The sequence below is a fragment of the Sphingopyxis sp. GW247-27LB genome, assembly GCF_002277025.1.
Classification (GTDB): domain Bacteria; phylum Pseudomonadota; class Alphaproteobacteria; order Sphingomonadales; family Sphingomonadaceae; genus Sphingopyxis.
The window spans coordinates 1-595 of record NZ_NIWD01000020.1 but is presented as its reverse complement, the minus strand read 5'-3'; the positions used below and the strand labels follow the sequence as shown (position 1 = coordinate 595).

Genomic DNA, 595 nt, shown 5'->3' with positions numbered 1-595 from the left:
GAACTGCATAAGCAATGGCCTGCGCAGCTACGCCCTACGGGCTCCGCTGCGCAGGCCATTGCTTACACCGCGCTCATGCGCAACAAAGCTGCTGGGCTCTAATCCCGGCTGGTGGAAACTAGGGGGTCACGTCACCTATCACCCATGGACCAACGGCCAGGCCGAACGGATGGTGCGCACCATCAAGGAGGCCACCGTCAAATCCTTCCATTACACGTCGATCAATGAACTGCGCCGCCATGTCCGCGACTGGCTCGTCGCTTACAACTTCGCCAAGCAGTTGAAGGCTCTGCGCTTCAAGACAACCTACGAGGCCATCGAAGAGCTCCGGAAATCCAAGCCAGATATCTTCGATATGAAACCACTCCATCACATGCTGGGACTAAACACCTAACAGTCCACGCGGACCACTCGGTGGGGGCCGGTCAGATTCTGCTCTGCCACCTGAATTCTGGACCAGTTGCGGTTAGAGTTTTCCGCCGTAGATATCCTTGGCTGGGCGAGGAGTTACGGCATGAAGGCATCGAAGTTCACGGACGCGCAGAAGGCGTTCGTCATCAAGCAGGGCGAGGAGGGCACGCCGAGGAGGGCACGC

General features: G+C 58.3%; 1 pseudogene. It reads left to right on the top strand.

Annotated features, from left to right (window positions below):
- Positions 1 to 136: 136 nt before the first annotated feature.
- Positions 137 to 394 (top strand): annotated as a pseudogene (locus tag CD928_RS22860) (integrase core domain-containing protein); the annotation flags it as partial.
- Positions 395 to 595: the final 201 nt, after the last annotated feature.